The 20,288-nt window shown below is 71.3% G+C and carries 18 protein-coding genes; 9 read left to right on the forward strand and 9 right to left on the reverse strand.

Translation table 11 applies throughout. The features are described from left to right. The first annotated feature begins 8 nt into the window (after positions 1-8). Both AB0H84_RS00955 and AB0H84_RS00960 read left to right on the forward strand, forming a co-directional pair. Positions 9-1,100, forward strand: a complete 1,092-nt coding sequence (locus AB0H84_RS00955) for an FAD-dependent monooxygenase (protein ID WP_357596150.1) — start codon at positions 9-11, stop codon at positions 1,098-1,100. 28 nt (positions 1,101-1,128) lie between these two features. Next, positions 1,129-2,736, forward strand: coding sequence for a DUF2207 domain-containing protein (locus tag AB0H84_RS00960; RefSeq protein WP_357596153.1), 1,608 nt, complete (start codon positions 1,129-1,131; stop codon positions 2,734-2,736). Between the two features lie 6 nt (positions 2,737-2,742). Here the strand turns inward: AB0H84_RS00960 and AB0H84_RS00965 are convergent, their stop codons facing one another. Then, positions 2,743-3,651, reverse strand: coding sequence for an asparaginase (locus AB0H84_RS00965; protein WP_357596156.1), 909 nt, complete (start codon positions 3,649-3,651; stop codon positions 2,743-2,745). A 59-nt stretch (positions 3,652-3,710) separates the two neighbouring features. Here AB0H84_RS00965 and dtd point away from each other — a divergent pair, with 59 nt between their 5' ends. Continuing rightward, positions 3,711-4,136: a D-aminoacyl-tRNA deacylase gene (gene dtd, locus AB0H84_RS00970; protein WP_344997871.1), complete on the forward strand. Its 426-nt coding sequence runs from the start codon at positions 3,711-3,713 to the stop codon at positions 4,134-4,136. Between the two features lie 7 nt (positions 4,137-4,143). Here the strand turns inward: dtd and AB0H84_RS00975 are convergent, their stop codons facing one another. From AB0H84_RS00975 to AB0H84_RS00990, 4 genes are all read right to left on the reverse strand, one after another. Continuing rightward, on the reverse strand, positions 4,144-5,082 hold the full coding sequence (locus AB0H84_RS00975; RefSeq protein WP_357596159.1) for a glycine cleavage T C-terminal barrel domain-containing protein: 939 nt from the start codon (positions 5,080-5,082) through the stop codon (positions 4,144-4,146). A 67-nt stretch (positions 5,083-5,149) separates the two neighbouring features. Further along, complete coding sequence (locus AB0H84_RS00980) at positions 5,150-5,563, reverse strand: Fur family transcriptional regulator (RefSeq protein WP_344997875.1); 414 nt, start codon at positions 5,561-5,563, stop codon at positions 5,150-5,152. 323 nt (positions 5,564-5,886) lie between these two features. After that, complete coding sequence (locus AB0H84_RS00985; RefSeq protein WP_357596162.1) at positions 5,887-6,183, reverse strand: DUF2470 domain-containing protein; 297 nt, start codon at positions 6,181-6,183, stop codon at positions 5,887-5,889. Positions 6,184-6,189: 6 nt separating this feature from the next. Beyond that, complete coding sequence (locus tag AB0H84_RS00990; protein ID WP_357596164.1) at positions 6,190-6,678, reverse strand: FABP family protein; 489 nt, start codon at positions 6,676-6,678, stop codon at positions 6,190-6,192. Between the two features lie 117 nt (positions 6,679-6,795). Between AB0H84_RS00990 and AB0H84_RS00995 the strand changes: the two genes are divergently transcribed. Beyond that, the gene (locus AB0H84_RS00995; RefSeq protein ID WP_357596167.1) at positions 6,796-8,925 is read left to right on the forward strand and encodes a transglycosylase domain-containing protein; all 2,130 of its coding nucleotides are present in this window, start codon (positions 6,796-6,798) and stop codon (positions 8,923-8,925) included. A 42-nt stretch (positions 8,926-8,967) separates the two neighbouring features. Beyond that, on the forward strand, positions 8,968-9,330 hold the full coding sequence (locus AB0H84_RS01000; RefSeq protein WP_357596169.1) for a DsrE family protein: 363 nt from the start codon (positions 8,968-8,970) through the stop codon (positions 9,328-9,330). Positions 9,331-9,400: 70 nt separating this feature from the next. On the opposite strand, the gene AB0H84_RS01005 is transcribed toward AB0H84_RS01000, so the two are convergent. Together AB0H84_RS01005 and AB0H84_RS01010 are read right to left on the reverse strand one after the other, a co-directional pair. Continuing rightward, the gene (locus tag AB0H84_RS01005) at positions 9,401-10,114 is read right to left on the reverse strand and encodes a glutamine amidotransferase (RefSeq protein ID WP_357596172.1); all 714 of its coding nucleotides are present in this window, start codon (positions 10,112-10,114) and stop codon (positions 9,401-9,403) included. Further along, positions 10,104-11,333 carry a MurT ligase domain-containing protein gene (locus tag AB0H84_RS01010; RefSeq protein ID WP_357596175.1) on the reverse strand — a complete coding sequence of 410 codons (1,230 nt, stop codon included), beginning with the start codon at positions 11,331-11,333 and terminating at the stop codon, positions 10,104-10,106. The genes AB0H84_RS01005 and AB0H84_RS01010 overlap by 11 nt, the downstream gene beginning before the upstream one ends. Before the next feature lie 157 nt (positions 11,334-11,490). Here AB0H84_RS01010 and AB0H84_RS01015 point away from each other — a divergent pair, with 157 nt between their 5' ends. Then, complete coding sequence (locus tag AB0H84_RS01015) at positions 11,491-11,925, forward strand: YjdF family protein (protein WP_357596178.1); 435 nt, start codon at positions 11,491-11,493, stop codon at positions 11,923-11,925. A gap of 157 nt (positions 11,926-12,082) precedes the next feature. On the opposite strand, the gene AB0H84_RS01020 is transcribed toward AB0H84_RS01015, so the two are convergent. Together AB0H84_RS01020 and AB0H84_RS01025 are read right to left on the reverse strand one after the other, a co-directional pair. Further along, positions 12,083-15,055, reverse strand: a complete 2,973-nt coding sequence (locus AB0H84_RS01020) for an ATP-binding protein (protein WP_357596181.1) — start codon at positions 15,053-15,055, stop codon at positions 12,083-12,085. A gap of 71 nt (positions 15,056-15,126) precedes the next feature. Next, positions 15,127-17,073, reverse strand: a complete 1,947-nt coding sequence (locus tag AB0H84_RS01025; protein WP_357596184.1) for a hypothetical protein — start codon at positions 17,071-17,073, stop codon at positions 15,127-15,129. Between the two features lie 169 nt (positions 17,074-17,242). On the opposite strand from AB0H84_RS01025, the gene AB0H84_RS01030 reads away from it, so the two are divergent. From AB0H84_RS01030 to AB0H84_RS01040, 3 genes are read left to right on the forward strand one after another with little or no spacing between them, the layout of a single operon-like run. Further along, positions 17,243-17,905: a DUF5067 domain-containing protein gene (locus AB0H84_RS01030; RefSeq protein ID WP_357596187.1), complete on the forward strand. Its 663-nt coding sequence runs from the start codon at positions 17,243-17,245 to the stop codon at positions 17,903-17,905. Further along, a complete protein-coding gene (locus AB0H84_RS01035; protein WP_357596189.1) occupies positions 17,902-18,555 on the forward strand; it encodes a hypothetical protein in 654 nt (217 codons plus the stop codon). The genes AB0H84_RS01030 and AB0H84_RS01035 overlap by 4 nt, the downstream gene beginning before the upstream one ends. A 7-nt stretch (positions 18,556-18,562) precedes the next feature. Next, the gene (locus tag AB0H84_RS01040; protein WP_357596192.1) at positions 18,563-20,287 is read left to right on the forward strand and encodes a hypothetical protein; all 1,725 of its coding nucleotides are present in this window, start codon (positions 18,563-18,565) and stop codon (positions 20,285-20,287) included. Position 20,288 lies beyond the last annotated feature (1 nt).

Genomic DNA, 20,288 nt, shown 5'->3' on the forward strand with positions numbered 1-20,288 from the left:
AGCACATCATGAAGGCACTCATCTCCGGCGCGAGCATCGGCGGCCCCGTCCTGGCCTACTGGCTGCGGCGGCACGGATACGAGACGACGCTCGTCGAGCGGGCCCCGGCCCCGCGCAAGGGCGGCCAGGCCGTCGACATCAGGGGGGCCGCGCTGACGGTGGTCGAGAAGATGGGCGTCATCGACCGGATCAGGGCGCTGCGGACGACCATGCGCGGCATGTCCATGGTGGACGGCGAGGGCAACGAGCTCATGCGCAGCTACGAGGAGACGATCAGCGGCGGGCGGTTCGACAGCCCGGACCTCGAGATCATGCGTGACGACCTGACCGCGATCCTCACGGCTGCCACCGAAGGCGCCGCATACGTCTACGGCGACTCGATCGCCGCCCTCGCCCAGGACGGCGACGGCGTTGACGTGACGTTCGAGAGCGGCCGCCGGGAGCGCTACGACTACGTGTTCGGCGCCGACGGCCTCCACTCCGACGTGCGCAGGCTCGTCTTCGGCCCCGAGGAGCCGTTCCTGAGCCACCTCGGCATGTACGTCTCCATCTTCACCGCCGACAACTTCCTCGGCCTGGACCGCTGGCAGACCTGGTTCCGCGAGGGTGACGCGGGCGGCGCCGTCTTCAGCGACCGGGACGCCGCCGTGATGCGGGTCAACCTGGGCTTCGGCGCGGGCCCGATCGCCTATGACCACCGCGACGTCGAGCAGCAGAAGCGCCTGGTCCAGGAGCACTGCGAGGGGCTGGGCTGGGAGGTGCCCAAGCTGCTCGCGGCCATGTGGCAGGCCGACGACTTCTACTTCGACGCCATGGCCCAGGTCAAGATGGAGCGCTGGTCGAAGGGCAGGGTCGCGCTGATCGGGGACGCGGGCTACTGCGCCTCGTCGCTGTCGGGGCAGGGCACGAGCCTGGCGCTCGTGGGGGCGTACGTGCTGGCGCAGGAGCTCGGCAGGGACCCGAGGGCGGCCTTCGACCGGTACGAGGAGCGCATGCGCCCGTTCGTCGCGCGGAACCAGGCGCTCGCCCTCGAGAACCCCGGCGGGCCCGCCGCGCCGGAGAGCGTTCAGCGGGCCGCAACCAGCATCACGCTGGACTGACAGTCACGAACCGATACGATTTGCCGCCATGGGTACCAGACTCACGATCGCCGCGCTCGGAGCCACCGCTCTGGCGTTGACCGCCGCTCCCGCGCACGCAGCGGTGGCCGGGATCACGGACGAGGTGACGATGACCCTCGGCAAGAACGGCACCCTGCACGTGGTCGAGAAGATCAGCGGGGCGTCCGGTGAGCTCAAGCGGACGTTCATCACCAGGACGCGGTACGACGACAGCAGCGACCGCGTCTACCAGATCTCGAACGTCAAGGGCGGCACCCTCGCAGGCGACGTGCTCACCGTGAAGGGGAACGGCACGGTCGAGTACGACGTCAAGGGGGCGGTGGCGACCTCGGGCGGCGTCGAGGAGCTGCGCTGGTTCGCGGTGAACGGCTGGAACCAGCAGGTCGCCAAGGCCACGGTCAAGGTGAACGGCCCGGGGCAGGTCCAGAACCTGTCCTGCTTCGCCGGGGAGCTGACCTCGGCCATCGGCTGCACCTCGGCCTCCATGGACCACTCGGCCACCGAGGCCGACTTCGAGCAGGAGAACATCGCCTCCGGCCAGGCGCTGACCGTGGTCGTCGGATACCCGAAGGGCTCCAGCGGCGGCGCCCCCATCCTGGAGAGGCGCTTCTCGCTGGCCGCCGCCTTCACGCTGAACACCGTCACCGGCGGCGCCCTGGCGGGGCTGCTGGTGCTGCTGCTCGGCGGCCTCGCCCTGCTCTACTGGACGCGCGGGCGTGACGCCAGGGTCGCCGGCCACGAGCAGGGCGCGGTCGATCCGGTGCAGAACGGCCACTTCTCCCCGCCCGACGGGGTGCGGCCCGGCCAGATCGGCACGCTCGTGGACGAGCAGGCCGACGTGGTCGACGTGACCGCCACGATCGTGGATCTCGCGGTCCGCGGCTACCTGCGGATCGACGAGCAGCCGCGGCAGGCGTACGACGCGCCCGACTGGATGCTGGTCAGGCTGCCGAACGCGCCCGTCAACGCGCTGCTGCCCTACGAGCACGCCCTGTACGACGCCATTTTCGACGGGCGCGACGCGGTGCTGCTGTCGCAGCTGTCCGGCTCGTTCGCGGCCCACCTGGGCAAGGTGCGCGACGCGCTCTACGCCGACGTGGTCAGGCAGGGCTGGTTCGCCCGGCGTCCCGACACCGAGCGCACCAGGTGGACGACGATCGGCGTGGTGCTCATCGGCCTCGGGCTGGTGGCCACGGTGGCGCTGGCCTGGTTCACCACGTACGGGCTGCTCGGCCTGGCCCTGATCATCGCGGGCGGCGCGCTGGCCGTCGGCGGGCAGTACATGCCGGCCAAGACGGCAAAGGGCTCGGCGGCGCTGGCGCACACCATGGGCTTCCGGAAGTACCTGTTCTCCGGCGAGCTGGGCGACGTGCCCGAGCAGCACAGGGTGGAGCTGTTCTCGCGCTACCTGCCGTACGCGGTGATCTTCGACGGCGTGGAGCACTGGTCGCGCGTGGTGGCCTCGGTCACCGGGAACGGCCACCAGGCCGACAACCTGTACTGGTACCACGGGCCGGCGGAGTGGGACCTGTCCAAGTTCGCCGGGTCGATGCGTACGTTCACCACCACGACCTCGGGCGCCATCTCCGCCACCCGCCAGTTCCGCACCCTCTGACGCCCCCTAACGCAGGCGGAGCTCACCCACCGGCCGGCCGCCGCCGAGCACCTGCGGCGCGCCCAGCTCGGCCAGCTCGGGCGCGTCCAGCCCCAGCGAGCGCAGGGCCGCGACCGTGGCGGGGACGCGGGCGCGCTGCGACCCGTCCTCGATCTTGACGGTGCCCGCGCGCCCGTCCTCGAACGCGAACGCGTCGAACGCCTCGGCACCGGCCTTCAGCATGAGGCCGGGCAGCGCGCGCATGAGCCTGGCCTCCGGCCGGTCGGTGCCCGAGGTCCATTCGGGGTAGGTGGTCATGGCGTCGAAGATCTTGCGTTCGTACGAGTCGGGCGAGGACCTGGGGAACGCCCTGAACGCCTTGGTCACGCCCAGCATCGAGACGAAGAAGAGCGGCGCCCCGCAGCCGTCCACCCCCGAGGCCGCGACCCGCTCCCCCGTCAGGTCCTCCACGGTCTCGCGGATGGCGCGCTGGAGCGGGTGCTTGGGCTCGAGGTAGGAGTCGGTGGGCCAGTCGTTCAGCACGCAGGTGGCGAGCATGGCGGCGTGCTTGCCGGAGCAGTTCATGTAGACGCGCCCGCGTTCGGTCACCGTGCGGTCGGCCGGATAGTCCTCGGGGCAGCCCAGCGCCGACTCCTCCAGCCCCGCGCCCGCGAGGATCTTCCTGACGCCGTCCACGTGGAACGGCTCGCCCGAATGGGAGGCGCAGGCCAGCGCCAGCAGCTCCCCCTCCAGCCGCAGGCCGGCGCGGAGCATGCCGAGCGCCTGCAGCGGCTTCATCGACGACCGTGGCGACGCGGGAACGTGCACCGCGCCCCTCGCCTCGACCGGACGCCCTTCCGCGTCCACGGTCAGTATCCGGGCCTGGTGCGTGGACTCCACGAACCCAGACCGGACAACTTCCACAATCATCGACATATCTCTCTCCTTTCGGCCTGAGTCTACGGACCGTCGCTCCTGGTCCAGAATGGGTTGGCATGCGAGCAGTGGTGCAGAGAGTGAGTTCGGCGTCGGTCGTGGTCGACGGGCGCACGGTCGGGGCGATCGAGGAGCCGGGCCTGCTGGTGCTGGTGGGGGTCACCCACACCGACACCCGGGCCTCGTCCGCCAAGCTCGCCGCGAAGCTGTGGGGTCTGCGCATCCTGCACGGCGAGAAGTCCTGCTCGGACGTGTCGGCGCCGCTCCTGGTGATCAGTCAGTTCACCCTGTACGGCGACGCCCGCAAGGGGCGGCGGCCCACGTGGCAGGCGGCCGCCCCAGGACCCGTCGCCGAGCCGCTGGTGGACGCGGTGGTGGAAGAGCTGCGCGCGCTGGGCGCGCGCGTGGAGACGGGCGTCTTCGGGGCCGACATGAAGGTCTCGCTGGTCAACGACGGCCCGATCACCCTCGTCGTCGAGGTCTGAGCCCTGCTCAGCGGATGCGGCGGCGCAGCGAGGGGTCGATGGTGACGTTGCGGCCCGCGTCCGGCGGCACGACGACCTCCTGAGCCGCCGCCACCCCGCCAGCCAGCAGCGTCGCGTCCACCGGCACCGCGCGCTTGACCACGGCCAGCGCGATCGGGCCCAGCTCGTGGTGGCGGGCGGACGAGCCGACCACGCCGACCTCCTGGCCCTCGAGGACCACGGGGGCACCGTGCGGGGGCAGCGTGTCGACGCTGCCGTCGAGGTGCAGGAAGACCAGGCGGCGCGGCGGATGCCCGAGATTGTGCACCCGGGCCACCGTCTCCTGGCCGCGGTAGCACCCCTTGGTCAGGTGCACGGCCGAACCGATCCAGCCCACCTCGTGGGGGATGGTCTTGTGGTCGGTGTCGAGCCCCAGCCGCGGCCGGTGCGCTTCGATCCGCAGCGCCTCGTACGCCCACAGCCCCGCCAGCGGCCTGCCCAGGTGGTCGGGCAGCTCGTCGCGCGGCACCAGGAAGTCCTCCGTGGCCGTGGAGAGCACGGCCAGCTCGTCGGCCCGCGACACCTCCACCCGGAGCATGAACCGCATCCGGTCGAGATAGTCGATCAGGCTCTGCGCGGTGCCCGGCTCGACGTGGGCCAGCACGCTCTCGCCGTCGTCGACCAGCGTCAGGTGGTGCAGCACGTGACCCTGAAGGTCGAGGTCGAGCGTCTGCGTCCACTCGCCGGGCCGCAGCGTGTCGAGCTTCTGCGAGGTCAGGTCGTTGAGCCATTTCAGCCGGTCGGCGCCGGAGATGCGGACCACCTCGCGGTTGCTGCGGTCGACGACCGCCTCACCCTTGGCCAGCGCGCGCTGCTCGGCGAACAGGTCGCCGTAGTGCGCGGCTACGTCGGAATCCGGCCCGTCCGCGGGGACGGCGCCGGGCAGGTCGAGCAGAGGGCTACGCATGCCCCCAAGGCTATCGGCAGCCACGGCGATGCCCGTATACGGCTTCTGGAGACGGAAGGCAGGCGGCCTACCGGCAGTTGCGGCAGCGGCCGAAGACCGTCAGGTGACGCACGTCCGCGACGAACCCGAGCTCCTCGTCCAGCCCCTTGACCAGCCCGTCCGCCAGCTCGGGCCGCACCTCGAACACCTCGTCGCAGCCCCGGCACACCAGGTGCACGTGGTCGGCCTCGGCGGCCAGGTGGTAGGTCGGCGCGCCGTGCCCGAGGTGGGTGTGGGTGACCATGCCGAGCTCTTCGAGCAGCTCAAGCGTGCGGTAGACGGTCGAGATGTTCACGCCGCGGGCGGTCTCGCGGACCTTGACGCAGATCTCCTCCGGCGTGGCGTGCTCCAACGACTTGACCGCCTCAAGGACGAGCTGGCGCTGGGGAGTGACCCGGTAGCCCTTGGCGCGAAGTTCCTCATGCCACTGCGTCTCGGTCATGTCCTGAGTTTAGGCGCTTGTCCACCCGTTGCGGATGGGCTGCCGGACGCCCCCGATATTCACTTGCCCCCTCCGAGCATGACCGCATAGCTTCATTGGTACGCGGAAAGGAGGTGGTCCAAGCAATGGTGAATCATAGTTGGACTAGCGAGGTGGTTGTCCGCTGACGTCGCGGACTGTTGTCTCGTGACCTACGCGAATACGAGGCAACCACCGGGGCCCCTGGCAGCCGGAGGGCGGGATCCCATCCCGGCCCTTGGTCCATCCGGCCCGCCTGCTCGGCAGGCGGAGTTCGCCTGGGGCCCTTCTTCATGTCCGGGTGATCAGTGCTCGCCTCTGGCCTCGATGCCGAGCCTGCCGCACGCCTCCTGATAGAGCCGCACCACGGCCCCGCGCACCTGGGCCCGCTCGGTGAGCGACTCACCCCAGGGCACCCGCACCCGATCCCCGCCGTCGACGGTGAACTCGATCGCCTCGCCGTCCACGTCGCTCGTCACCGCCGAGGTGGCGTCGGGCCGGCTGCCGAGCCCCCGCACGATGATCAGCGCGTCTGCGGCGTGGTCGTCGTTCATGTGGCGCTTGATCGCCTCGACGGCGTCAGCGGTGAAGGGCGTGCTCATACCGGATCAAGCTACCTTCTTCAGCTCCGCCGACATGTGATCCGTGAGCGGGTGTCCCAGGGCCGCCATCTCGTACGCCCACATGAGGTTGCCGTTGACCAGCCCGTACAGCCGGTGGCCCGCGGTGTACTCCTTGGCCGAGGCGGTGCGGGCGACGACGTCCGTACGCAGCTCGATCTTGTGGAAGACGACCTCGCCGATGTAGACCTCGACGATCCCGGTAGGGTGCGCGAGCACCACCTCGATCTGCCTGTCGGGTTGGGGACGCCAGTATCCGGACTCGGTGGCCAGCGGCTTGACCCGGTTTCCGTCCTGGTCGAGCAGCCAGGTGCGGCTCACGTAGGACAGGAACGGCTTCCCGTTGTGCCCGAACTCGATCTCCTGACCGAAGTTGAAGCTCTCGATCGTCGGGTAGCCGCCCACGCCGGCGCCTTCCCACCGCCCGAGCAGGAACGCGATCGGCTCCAGGTCGGGGTGCACCTCAGGTTCTTCCATGTTCCCCAAGCCTAGTGGCCCCGGGCTGCCGTACGGCATCGATATCCATTCCGATATCGATGTACAGGGCATATCAGTCTTGGACAGCGAGAACGGCCTTGTGCTGTCATGACGCCCATGTCCCCTTCGAGCCCGTTGTCGAGCCTTGTCCGTCTGACCGGAGCGGCCGTGGCCGCCGGCGCCCTGGTGGCCGCGCTCGCACTGCCCGCCGTGGGCGGCACGGGCACGCTGGTGGTCTCGGCCACCGAGACGCTGGATCTCAGGCCCGCCCGGCTCGAGGAGCCGCCGCTGACCCAGACCTCGGTCGTGTACGACGCCAAGGGCAACCGCATCGCCCAGTTCTACGCCGAGAACCGCAAGGTCGTCCGCCTGGACCAGATCGCCGACGTGATGAGGACGGCGATCGTCGCCATCGAGGACTTCCGCTTCTACGAGCACGGCGCGATCGACTTCGAGGGCACCATCCGGGCCCTGGCCAAGAACCTCACCTCGGGCGGCATCGCCCAGGGCGGCTCGTCGATCACCCAGCAGTACGTCAAGCAGGTCCTGCTGAACTCGGCCGACACCGAGGCGGGCAAGAACAAGGCGCTGGAGGCGAGCTACGCGCGCAAGCTCAAGGAACTGCGGTACGCGATGGGCGTCGAGGAGAAATACCCCAAGGACGAGATTCTCCGCAGATATCTGAACATCGCGTACTTCGGGGCGGGCGCCAACGGCGTGGAGGCGGCGGCGCGGCGCTTCTTCGGCGTCTCGGCGGCCGACCTGAGCCTCGCCCAGGCGGCGACCCTGGCCGGCGCCGTCCAGAACCCCAACAGGACCGATCCCGAGCTCGGCAAGCAGGCCCGCGAGCGGCTGCTGCAGCGCCGCAACGTGGTGCTGGACCGGATGGCGGAGCTGGGCCGCATCACGCCGGAGCAGGCGGCGCAGGCCAAGGCGGAGAAGCTCGGCTACAAGGGGGTCGAGGCGCCCAACGGCTGTCAGGACAGCCGGTATCCCTACTTCTGCGAGTACGTACGCTACGAGCTGCTCACCAACCCCGCCTTCGGCAGGACGCCACGGATCAGGGAGCAGCGGTTCGAGCGTGGCGGCCTGAAGATCTACACGACCCTGGAGCCGAAGGCCCAGCGGGCGGCGGAGACGGCGATCAGAAAGCACGTGTTCGCCTCGGACCGCGCGCTGGCCGCCGAGGCGCTGGTGGAGCCGGGCACGGGCAAGATCAGGGCGATGGCGGCCAGCCGCCCCTACGGCCGGTCGGCCAAGCGGAACGAGATCTCCTACAACCCGGTGGCGGACAAGCAGCACGGCGGGCTGATCGGCTTCCAGGCGGGATCGACGTTCAAGACGTTCACGCTGATCACGGCGCTCGAGCAGGGCATGAAGATCGACGACGGGATCAGCGTGACCAACGCCTACACCGCTCCCGGCTATGCCTCGTTCAAGAACTGCAAGGGTCAGAACATGGGCATTCCCTCCTGGACGGTCACCAACGACGAGGGCTCGCCGGGATTCAAGACGCTGGCGACCGGTACCTGGGGCTCGGTGAACACGTTCTTCATGGCGCTGGAGCAGCGGGTCGGCCTGTGCGAGACGGTGCGGACGGCCAAGTCGCTGGGGATCAGGCGCGCGGACGGCGGTCCGCTGCAGGAGTACGAGACGTTCACGCTCGGGATCAACGAGATGGACCCGGTGACCGTGGCCGGCGCGTACGCGGCCGTCGCGGCGCGCGGCACGTACTGCGTGCCCATGGCCATCACCAAGGTGAGCGAGGCGGGCACGACGACCCCGTACGAGCCGTCGTGCCACAAGGCGCTGGACCCGGAGGTGGCCGACGCCACCGCGCACGTCCTGTCCGGCGTGTTCACCAAGGGCACGATGCGCGGAGTCGGCGGCATCGGCCGGCCGGCGGCGGGCAAGACGGGCACCACGGACGGATACGCCACGGCCTGGTTCGCCGGGTTCACCCCTGACCTCGCGGGGGCCGTCAGCGTGGGCGACCCTCGCGGTTCGCAGCGGTACAAGCTCACCGGGGTCACGATCGGCGGCCGGTACTTCGGCTCGGTCGCCGGCGCCTCGGTGCCCGGACCGATCTGGAAGGACACCATGACGGCGGCGCTGAAGGGCGTGCCGGCCTCGGACTTCACCCCGGTGAACACGGCCCGCTTCGGCGGCTGCTCCGAGAGCTGCGCACCGGCCCGCGACGACCGTCCGGAGGAGGCGGAGGACCAGCCCGACCCGGTTCGCGACTGATCGGCGCCGCGGAGCCTTCGATCGGGGCGTTAGGGTGGCGGTATGGGACGATCACTGGTGATCAAGGTGACCGCCGGGGCGGACGCTCCCGAGCGGTGCAACCAGGCGTTCACCGTCGCCGCCGCCGCACTCGCGAGCGGTGTGCCCGTTTCGCTCTGGCTGACCGGCGAGGCGTCGTGGTTCGCGCTGCCCGGCCGGGCCAAGGAGTTCAGCCTGCCGCATGCCGCGCCGCTCGCGGACCTGCTCGACGCCGTGCTGGCGGCAGGGCGGCTGACGCTCTGCACCCAGTGCGCGGCCCGCAGGAACATCACCGTGGACGACGTGATCGAAGGGGTCCGCATCGCGGGCGCTCCGGCGTTCGTCGAGGAAGCGGTCAGCGAAGGCGCGCAGGCGCTGGTCTACTGACGGCGGGAAAGCTCGAGCCGCACGCGCGTCGGTCTCCGCGTGCGGCTCGGCCGGAAGGAGAAGCGAAAGGTCAGTCGGGCAGGACGGCCGCCAGGCGCTCCTGGCGCAGCGCCTCGTAGCGGGTGTCGTCGAGCGGCACCAGCTCGCCCACCCGCCACGACAGCAGCAGGTCGGCCAGCGCGGGGTTGCGGGCCAGCGCGGGCCCGTGCAGGTAGGTGCCCACCACGTGTCCCGCGTAGCACCCCTCGAAGCCGTCGCCGTTGCCCACGCCCACGACGGTCCTGGACAGGGGCCTGACGCCGGGCCCCAGGTGGGTGACGCCCATGTGGTTCTCGAAGCCGGTCAGCGTGGGGAGGTTGAGCGCGGCGTCCACCTCCGCGACCAGCTCGCCCACGGCGCGTGCCGGCCCGCGGGAGCTGGCGATGTCGAGCAGGCCGATGCCGTCCACCGGCTGGCCCTCCTCGCCACCGAACGTGCTGCCCATGATCTGGTATCCGGCGCACACCGCCAGCATGGCGGCGCCGCCGGCGATCGCGCGGTGGAGGCCGCCGTCGCGGCGCAGGCGCTCGGCGGCCAGGATCTGCGGGCGGTCCTCGCCGCCGCCGATCAGGTAGATGTCGCCGCTCTCCGGCACCGGGTCCGCCGACCGTACGTGGATCGTCTCCGTCTCGATGCCCCGGCGGGCCGCACGCTGCTCCAGGACGAGCACGTTGCCCTGGTCGCCGTACGTGCTCAGCAGGTCAGGGTAGATCCAGACGATGCGCAGGGCGCTGTCAGACGGCACGGCCGAACTCCGATCGGATGTGCTGGAAGGCGGTGTAGTTGGCGATCACGTCGACCCGGCCCGGCGGCTGCATGGCGAGGGCCTCCGAGAACGAGCCGCAGAGCGTGAACGGCACGTCCGCCACCTCGAGCCTGAGCGCCAGGTCCAGCCGGCGTTCGCCGGTCACGAACACGGGCCGCCCGCGCAGGATGCGGTAGTCGACGTCCCACAGCCACGAGGTGTCGCGGCCGTCGGGGCCCTGCGCGTTGACGCCGAGGATGATCGGCAGCTGCGGGTCGGCCACGTCGAACGCCTCGAGCCAGCCCGCCGGGTTCTTCGCCAGCAGCAGCCGCGCGTGGCGGCCGTCGCGCTCGACGGTGGTGTAGCGGCCGGCCACGGAGGTGACCTCGCGCAGCCGGGGCAGCGCCCGCTCCACCGGCACCCCGAACGCCTCGGCCACCGCCAGCGCCATCACCGCGTTGGAGCGGTTGGCCAGGCCGGGAAGCTGGATGTCGAGCAGCCACCGCTGCCCGCGCGGGTCGACGGCCACGTCGTCGTCGACCGCCCACTGCGGCTCAGGCCGGTGGAACGTGCACTCCCTGCACGCCCAGAAGGCGTCCTTGCGGTCGAGCGGGCCGCCGCACTCGGGGCAGCACCAGGAGTCTTCTTTCCACCGCTGCCCGCCGGAGACCCACGTGACCTTGGCGGCCGTGGAGGCGCCCCAGGTCACGAGCGGGTCGTCGCAGTTGGCGATGACGTGGGTGGGCTTGCCGGACAGGGCCCTGCGCCACTTCTGCGCGAGCAGCCAGATCTCGGCGGCACGGTCCATCTGGTCGCGGCTGAGGTTCATCAGGCAGACGACGCTCGCGCCGGTGGTGTCGAGCACCTCCGGCAGGTATTTCTCGTCCACCTCCAGCACGCCGTAGGGGGCGTCCTTGTGCTGGGAGAGCGCCGAGACGTGGCCGGCGGGCATGTTGGCGCCGAACGCGTTGGTGGCCACCTCGCCGAGCTCGAGCAGCGCCGAGGTGATCAGCCTGGTCGTGGTGGTCTTGCCGTTGGTGGCGCTGACCAGGGCCAGCTTGCGGTCGCGGGCCAGCTTGCGCAGGAGATCGGGCTCGAGCATCAGGCCCACTCGGCCGCCGATCACCGAGCCGTCTCCGCGTCCGGTCATCCTGGACAGCGTGGCGGCACTGCGGCCCAGGGCGCTGGCGAGCTGGGCCCGCAGAGGAAGCTGGGTCATGTCCAAGGATCCTAGTCGGCCTTGGCCGATAGTCTGGAGATGCACACGAAAACGCGGCCCGGTCGGTAGCCCGGGCGAGTCCTACCGTATCCGCCCTTCCATGGGATGTCCGGTGTGCCGGAATCGGCCTCGTCAGGCCGTCGTTTCGGCATGCCGCATGGAGGGCATCGTGGTGACGCTGTCGGTGTATCTGGACGGGCCGTTCTGGGTCGGCGTCCTGGAGATCGTCGAGGACGGCACGGTCCGGGCGACCCGCTTCACGCTGGGGTCCGAGCCGACCGACCCGGAGCTGTACGAGTTCCTGCGGCGGCACGGGGTCGCCCTCCTGGAACGCGCGGCCTCCTCGCCCGCCGTCCCGTCGGAGGAACGGGAGGTCAAGCGGGTCAACCCCAAACGGGCCGCCAAGCTGGCGGCCCGGGCGGCGGCCAGGGTGGCCGGCCGGAGCACGGCCTCCCAGGAGGCGCTGCGGCTGGAGCTGGAGGGCCGGAAGGCGGAGGCCGCGGACGACCGGCGGGCCCGGCGGCGGGAGGCGGCGGAGCACAAGCGGGAGGTGGCCCGCCGCAAACGCATCGAGCGCCGCCGAGACCGGTGATCCCTGCTCCGCCGCGGCCCGGCCTCGCCCCGGAGCGACCCGCCGCCTCCCGTCCCCTTCGCTGAAAGGACCTCAACCCCGCGACAGGCGTCGACGGCGCGAAGCCCGGCGCCTGCGCTTGGTGGCGGGACGGGGCCGGGGCGGTGGGGGCGCGGGCTCAGGAAGGGCTCGGGGCGGACTCGGCGAAGGTGATCTCCAGGGCGCCCCCCTGGTCGAACGGCAGGACGAAGCGCCGAGGCCAGGAGAGCACGCCCTCCAGCCACCCGGCCCCCATGGTCTGCCCCACATGCCGTACCCGCGCCGACGACTCGATCCCGATCGCCACCGTCATGATGTCCCGCTGGACCCCTTCGTTCTCGTCGTCCCCCAGGATCACCCGCCAGGCCAGCGCCCGGTTCCGGTCCACCTCCATGGAGAGCGGGTGGTGGCGGAGCGCCTTGGCCCGGTGGCCGAGCAGCTCGGTGTGGACGAGATCGGGCGAGGAGCCGTTGCCGTTCGGCGGCTGGCGGAAGAGGGCGTACTCCATGGGCGGGGCCGGGCTGCGCAGGTTGGGGGCGGGCTGGCCGTACGGGAAGAGCCTGTCCACCTCGTGCAGCCACCGGACCTGCGGGATCACCCACTGCGCCCCCGGCCGCTCCCCGCCGCTGTCGAGCCCGGCGAGCAGCCGCGTGGCGGTCGCGGCCGCCTTCTCGGTGAGCAGCGAAGGGTCGAACCAGCTCCGCAGCGACCAGGCGCGCCGCTGCACCGAGCGCTCGATCAGGGTGGCCAGCAGGCACTCCCTGCGCCGCGCCGGCAGGTCGGCCCAGGCGGACGCGAGGGCGCGCGGCACCCCCGGCAGCGGCCGGTTGCTGACGAAGGCGAGCACGACCGTGTCGCACCAGATCCGCAGCCAGGCCCAGTCGGGCGCGTCGGCGAGCACGTCGGCCTCGCGCAGCTCCACGAGCGTGCACGCCTGCCCGGTGCGGCAGGCCGTGCCGCACGCCGCCGACCGGCGCCCGCGGATGGGCGGCGGCGGGCCGGGCAGCACCTTCTCCCTGGACTCCCCCAGCGGTACGCGGACCCGCAGCGGCCGGTCCATGCCGTCGGCGAAGACCGCGGCCGAGCCCGGCTGCAGGGAGACCACGTGGCGGGACTGCTCGTCGCTCAGGTTCATGGCGGCGCCGACGAGCTTCCTGTCGTCCTCGGCCGGGAGCCGGTGCACGACCTTCAGCGCGGTGTTCTTGACGACGTCGGAGACGAGCTTGGTGGGGATCTGCTCGGCCACCACGATGCCCTCGCCGTACGCGCGGATCTCCGCGAGCAGCCCCGCCAGCAGCTCCACCGCGTGCGTGGAGGCCCGGCCGTGGCCCCGGTCGCGCAGCAGCCGGTGCGCCTCCTCGATCACGATGACGTGGCGCAGCTCGTGGGACTTCTCCCTGCGTGCCCGCATGCGCAGGTGCTCGACGATCCGGATGATCAGCGTGCCCATGAGGAACGCCTTGTCCTCGTCGTTGGCGACGTCCTCGATCGCCAGCACGACGTCGCGTTCGAGCAGGCCGCCGATGTCGGCCGGGTGACCGCCCTCGAAGAAGCGGCCGGCCGAGCCGACCCGCAGGGACCGGAGCCTGAGCGAGATGAAGCCCTCGACGTCCGCCTGGACCTCGCGGCCGTAGCCGATCTCCTTGATCACGTCCATGGCGTGCTGCTGGAGCTGTTCGAGGGTGGGCACGCTGGGCGGCACGTTCGAGCCCGGCACGGCGCCGCCCGTGACGACGTCCCAGCCGGTGGCCTCGTAGACGCGCTGCAGCGCGAGGGACATGATCTGCGGGAACGGCTCCTCCGCGTCGAACGCCGCCATGAACAGCGCCCTGACCATGTCGATGTGGGCCTGGACGGGGTAGCCGGGCTCGGGTTCGAGGGGGTTGATGCTGAACGGCACGCCGTCGGGGGCCGACGGGTTGATGACGGTGATGGGTTCGTCGACGCGGCCGGCCATGGCGGCGTACTCGGACTTGGCCGGCTCGATGGCCAGCCACGGGATGCCGGCCCTGCTGAGCTGCTCGAGCAGGTGACGCACGGTCTGCGACTTGCCGGAGCCGGTCGCTCCCGTGACGAACGCGTGCCGGTTGAGCGTGGCCAGCGGCACCCGGAACGTCCCGACCCCCCGGTCCTGCCCGTCGAGGATCTCCCCCAGCTCCAGCTCGCCCCCGTCGGCCTCGGACGTCACGTCGAAGAAGCCCGACTCGAGCACGCGTACCCCGGGGACCTCCCGCCTGGGCAGGCCGGCCAGCGCCGCGAGGGCGCCGGCGGTGGCGGCGAACGGGGCGGCGGCGCCGTCGGCCGGGTCCTGCATGGTGATGGCGAGGGCCTCCGACAGCGTGTAGGCCGCGCCGTGCGAGCTGCGCAGCCGGTACGGGTGCTGGCTCATCTCGACCGACCCGACCAGCACGGGCGCGATCTGCCGCAGCTCGTCGGCGGTGGCGCCCCCGGCCAGCACGCGCACGTTCCAGAGCCCCGCCTCCCTGAACGCGTCCAGCTCCTGCATGCGCCGCTCGGCCCGCTCGGCGTCGAAGCGGGAGCGCTCGGAGGCGTCGCCGTACTGCCTGAGCACGTTGAGCTGGGTACGCAGGTGCGCCACCTCGGCGTCGAGCAGGTCGGTCGGCTCGGCCACCACGAGCCAGGCGAACGGCCGCGACATCAGCGTCACCAGCGTCGCCTCGAACAGGGTCGGCCGCCTGAGCTCGTCGGGGTCGAACTCGCGCCCCTTGCTCCCGAGCGGCGGAGCCTGCCGCCCCGGGCACGGCGTCCAGACCAGGTCTGCCAGGTCGGCGAGGTACTCCTCGCTGAGCTGGACCCCGCGCGCCCCTCCCGGGAAGAGCAGCGGCTGGGGGCCGCTCGGGTATTCGGCCGCGTCGGTGGACCTGCGCGGCTGGCGCGGCGGCGACAGCGGCCCCGCGTTGGTGATGAGCTCGAGCGGCGCGCCGGACCCTCGCGACAGCCACCCGATGACGAACGGCCGGTCGCGTTGCGCGGCCGACAGCACCGCGGGCAGCACGGTGACGAAATCCCACTCCGCCGACGAGCTTCGCGAGGGTGCTGCGATCGACTGGATTCGATACCAGGGCCCACTCAGCGAGACACTCGGCTGCATTTCACTCCCCCACAGACGGTTCTTTAGTAAATTCCGCCAACCGTCAGCTCGTCACCTTGACATTGACCATGTCATTGCCTGCCCTTGCGCCAGTCCAGGCGTGGCGGTGGTGGTCCGAGGTTCGGTGGGGGCTCCCCGTCGCCGTCGCGCGCCTTGGGGTCGAGTGCCATCACGGCCTCGCGTACCTCCTCCAGCTCGCCGAGCGTGGTCTTGGGGAAGGTCAGGATGGCCGGGTTCGCGTCGGCGAGGCGTACGCGCCTGCCCTGGGCCGTGGCGTCCGTGACGATCACGGAGGTCGTGGGGAGCTGCTGGAGCTGGTGCGGCTCGACCAGGAACTCCCGCGAGCGCTGCAGCACCCGCTCCTTCTCGGAGATCTTGTCGGCGGTCCTGCCCCACTCGGTGGACTCGGTGATGTCGCCGGCCAGGTCGGCGTGGCTCTCGTCCCTGGTCTCCCGGTCGTCGTCCAGCTGCGAGATCGTCGAGGTGTAGCCGCCGTCGAGGCCGGGCAGCGACTCGCTGATCGTCTCGGTGAGCTGGGCCAGCTCCAGCCGGTGCTCGGTGCCGACGTGCTCGCTGGCGACCCGGGCGTCCTCGGCGTTGCCGAGCCGCATGAAGGCCACCGCCGCGTGCCCCCTGCCCAGCCGCTCCCGCACCGTGGGGGTCAGGGACCGGTACGTCAGGACCAGCCCGGTACGGGAGGTCTCGCAGGCGTCCATCAACCGGTCGAGCACGTCACCTCTGAGCTTGTCGGCGCCCGCCACGATGATCGTGTGGTACCAGGGCCGGTCCGAGGCGGGGGACTGGCGCAGGATGTGGGTGAGGGCCGTGGCCACGTACGTGCCGAGCACGCGGTTGCCGAAGACGCCCGCCTGCCGGTCCATGCTCACCACCCGCAGCCTGGCCGGCGGCAGCCGGACGGCCTCGGTGCCGAGCGTCTCCAGCTTGCGCAGCTGCGACTCCAGCGCCCAGGCCCGCTCGATCACCACCCGGTCGCTCACCCCGCGCCCGAACAGCGTGCCGATGCGCTCCAGCTGGGTGGCCGTGATCAGCCCGAACCTCAGGTCGTCACGCGGATCGCCCACCTGCGCCAGTGCCCGCAGTGCGGCCGTGACCTGGCTGATCGTGGCGTTCTCGCCGAGCACCTCCAGCACCCGCTCCAGGATCGCGTTGTCGAAGCTGAGGTCGCGCGTGGTGCGGTGCTCCTCGCTCACGCTCACCACGTGCGCCAGCACGTCCGCGAACGCCTCGGGCTTGAGCGTGGCGCCCAGGTCGAGCCTGGGCAGATCGACCGGCAGCACCCACACCAGCGGGTCGTCGCCGCCCTTGCGGGCCAGCTCGATCAGGTCCTTGGCAATCGCGCCCTCGGACAGGTCGAGCACGGTGAGGTGGCCGCCGCTGTAGAGCCGCGTGGCCCCGAGCAGCGTGATCAGCGCCGACCAGCCGGGCAGCGTGCCGCCCGCCACGTCGATGCGGTCGATCTCGTCGGGTACGGCGACCGCGTACCAGGTGAGCTGCCTGTCGTGGCGCTCCTTGGAGTCCTGCCACTCGCGGTAGCGCTGCGCGTGCTCCTCCTGCGCGCGGAACAGCTCCTTGTCACGTTCCTCGCGCCGGCGTTCGTCCCTGGCCTGCTGCTCCAGCACGCGGTACTTGACCGCCCTGTCACCCTGCAGCAGCGCGTAACTGCAGATGGCGGCCACCCCTCCGGCGGCGGTGAGCCCGGCGAACGCGAACGGCCACGCGAGGTAGCCCGCGATGGCCGCGGCGAGGATGAGCACGGCCAGCACCAGCATGAACGTCCGGACGATCCGCACCGGCTGGTTGAGCATGTCCTCCTGGCGGCGCTCACGGCGCAGCAGCTCCTGCGCGGCGACGTCGGGCGTGGGGGCGGGCTGCGGCTCCTCGACCGGCGAGGGGCGTTTGGGCGGGGGGCCAGGGTCGGGGTGCAGCAGGATGTATTGCCAGCCCAGGTAGATGCGGTCCGCCTGTAGCTGGGCATGCTCGGGATGCACGTCCGTCACGTGACCCTCCGGCCGCCGATATGTCGTTAGGGTAGGGGCCAGCCCTTTCCGCTCCGTGACAGCGTATGAGTTTCCGGCCCCGCAGCGGCAGGGTTTCTCGGCAATTCTCCCTGCCCGATGGGAGCATTGCGGCAGATGGGACAGACGAGACCTATTACCATCCTTACTCATGACGGAACCCTCCGGCGCAAGCAGTAACAAGCCCAGACGCCCGGTAGTGGTGCCCGCAATCGCCCTGGTGGCGTTCACCGCCGTCGGCATCACCGCCCTGCTGGGCGGTCTGCGCGAGGCCCCTGACGAGCCGGAGCCGTTGGGCCAGGGCGCGGTGCTCGATCAGGGCCTCTATTCCACCAAGTTCGTCGAGTCACGGGTGACGGTGGAGCGGGCGAAGACGCAGTTCGACGAGGACAAGCGCTTCGTGGAGCTGGTCTTCGACGTCACCAACCAGGGCGACGAGACCTTCTCCGTCGGAATGCCCGCCAAGAAGATCGAGCAGGCCTTCACCTCCGACGCCTTCGCCGCCTCACTGCTGAACATCACCCCGGCCTTCGACAAGGAGGCGGGACCGTTCGCCTACGCGCAGGCCAAGGGGGGCCAGACCCAGCAGCTCCAGCCGGGCATGACCAGCCAGGTCATCGTGCGTTACGAGCTGAAGGACAGTGAGCGCCCGCCGGACAGGATCAGCATGGACGTGGCCTCCTTCGAGCTCGAACCCGAGTTCGGCAGCAACGTACCGGTCTGGAAGATGGTCGCCGAGGAAGTGGGCGACAAGTGGATCCCCGAGGTCAAGGCCCGGGTGACGCTGACCGTCAAGAAGGGCGACGCGGCGTGACCACGACGGAGCGGAGATCGGCGGTGGCGCCCGGCCGCCGCGGCGGTGGCGGCAGGCGGGCCGGTCGGCGCCAGGGGACCGGGGCCCGGCTGCTCGGCGTGCTCGTGGGGCTGGTGCTGGTGGCCGGCGCCGTGGGGGTGCAGACTCTGCACATGACCGAGGGTGAGGAGGCAGATCCCCTCACTTATACGGGGGCCAAGGGCGAGGCCGTGGACGCGCGGCGGTTCACCGTCCGGCTCGACTCGTTCACCGCGGCCAAGTCGATCCAGACCGGCGACAGCACCCTCGGGACCGACAACCTCTTCCTCATCGTGACCGCCTCGGCCAAGTCCAGCCGCAAGCCCTATCACCTGGCGCAGCCGGTGCTGGTGACCGCCGACGGCAAGCGCTTCTCCGCCACCGACCGGGTCAGCAGCATGCTGACGCTGGCCAACACCTGGGTGCAGCCGGACATCTGGGTGAGCGGGCGGTTCTTCTTCGAGGTGCCGCCCTCCGCGCTGCCCGGGGCGAAGGTGCTGTTCAGGCTGCCGCAGCAGGTGCTGGTGGAGGCGTACCAGCCGGAGGTCGAGGTGGATCTCGGCCTGGACGAGGAGGGCGCGCGCAAGCTCGCGGCCTCGCCTCAGGACGTCTACTCGACCGACAAGAAGTGATCGCAGGATGAGCACGAACGAGCGCGACTGGTTCTCGCCCAGGGACGAGCGGCGTGAGGAGGAACCGCCCCCGCCCCCGCCCCCGCCCAGCCAGGAGCCGCCTCCCGGCCTGGGCTCCCACTCCGGGCCGTCTGGTCATGGGCGGCATTCCGGGCACGGCACGGGACCTGGTCAGGAGCCGTCCGCCTGGGTGGGGTCCTGGGATGAGGACCCGCCGGGCGCCGAGACGGCGCCCGTCCCCCGGCTGCCCTCTGGGGGCGCGCTGCCCGGCCTCGGGGCGCACCACGGGGCGCACCACGGGGGGCGTCACGGCCGCGCGACGCCGCCTCCCGGCCATGACGCGCTCGAGGCTCAGCCGAGCGAGTCGCAGGACGTGCTGGGGTGGCCGGACGCCACGCCACAGGAGGTGCCGGAGTGGCCGAGCGCGCCGCGGAATGCTCCGGAATGGCCGGGCTCGCCACAGGGGGCGTCCGAGCCCACCGCACCGCGCAGGGCCCCCGAATGGCACCGCCCCCCGCATGGCGCGTCCGAACCCACCGCACCGCCCAAGGCAGCAGAATGGCCCGGCTCCCAGCAGGGTGCATCCGACCCCACCGCGCCACAGAAGGCAGCTGAATGGCCCGGCCCCCAGCACGGTGCATCCGACCCCACCGCGCCACAGAAGGCTCCTGAATGGCTCAGCGCGCCGCGGGGCACGTCGGAGCCCACGGCGCCGCACAGGGCGCCGGAGCGGCCCCATGGGGCGCACGAGGCCCATGGAGCGCATGGCACGCCCGAGCCGCCCCCTGCGGCTCAGGGTCCGAGGCACGCCTCAGGGCAGGGGCGCCATGGCGCGCCGGGCCGGGCTCGGCATGCGCTGACCGACCAGCAGGTGTGGCCGCCGGCCCCCCGCGAACCCGTCGGCGGCGCCACTCAGCCGCTACCGGCCGTCGAGGGCCCTCTGCCCTTCGAGCCGCAGCAGAGCGCGTCGCCATCCGGCCCGCCCACGCCCTTCCCCCGGCACTCCGGAGCGGCCCCGTCCGAGCCGCCGCACTCCGGAGCAGATCCGTACGGGCCGCCGCACCCCGCCGACGGCCCGTACGGGACGAGCCACGCCGAAGGCCCGCTCGAGCCGAACCCGGTCGAAGGGCCGTCAGAAGGGCCGAGGGCCACCGCACCCAAGGCGCGGCGTAAGCGGACGTTGCTGATCGCCGCCGGCGCGGTGATCGTGTCGCTCCTCACCACGGCCGCCCAGACGTACGACGGCTACCTCTTCTTCGAGAAGAGCAACGCCACGGAGACCAAGGAGATCATCGTGCCCGCCGGCCAGGCCGGTACGGTGCACAACGTCGAGTACCGGGCCGTGGTCACGCCCGCCAAGCCTCCCGCGAACAGCAAGCACGGCCCCGAGGTGACCTGGCTGAAGGTGGACATCACGAAGAAGGTCCTCGACGAGAGCAGCGCCACCATGACGGCCAAGCCCTACGGCGTCCATTTCGAGGACGCTTCCGGCCGTACCTGGACCGTGGAGATCTCGGACGCGCAAGACCCCCCGACGGACCGGATGGAGGTGGGCAGGGAGTACAAGATCCAGGGGCTGGGCATCGTGCCGACCCCGGTGGCGAACGAGGTGGAGCTCTCCTTCCGGCCGAGCAACTACCGGTCGGACACCCCCACCGAGGATCTCTTCAACCGGGAGAAGGTGGCGAAGATGGACCAAGACCTCGAGGTGCTCCGCTTCAGGCGCAGGTGAG

The organism is Nonomuraea sp. NPDC050786 (assembly GCF_040654115.1).
GTDB lineage: Bacteria > Actinomycetota > Actinomycetes > Streptosporangiales > Streptosporangiaceae > Nonomuraea.